The organism is Salinicola peritrichatus (assembly GCF_003206715.1).
Classification (GTDB): domain Bacteria; phylum Pseudomonadota; class Gammaproteobacteria; order Pseudomonadales; family Halomonadaceae; genus Salinicola; species Salinicola peritrichatus.
This window is the reverse complement of the sequence record NZ_PZJU01000069.1, coordinates 332-547: the sequence shown is the minus strand read 5'-3', so window position 1 is coordinate 547 and position 216 is coordinate 332. Positions and strand designations below refer to the sequence as shown.

1 pseudogene is annotated in these 216 nt (G+C 56.5%); it reads left to right on the top strand.

Annotated elements, in window-relative coordinates:
* Window positions 1–108: 108 nt before the first annotated feature.
* Window positions 109–216 (top strand): annotated as a pseudogene (locus DOM57_RS22455) (sulfate adenylyltransferase subunit CysD); the annotation flags it as partial.

Below are 216 nucleotides of genomic sequence, written 5' to 3'. Positions count from 1 at the left end.
AGGGCAAACCGTTTGTTTCAATCGAGGATGGTGGCTGCGTCCTGGCTTACGGCTTACGGCTTACGGCTTACGGCTTTTACCAATACCTGTGAATTTACCGGATACGCTATGACCGAGATTACCCCCGAACGCCAAACCCACCTCAAGCAGCTCGAGGCGGAGTCGATCCACATCATCCGCGAGGTCGCCGCCGAGTTCTCGAACCCGGTGATGCTC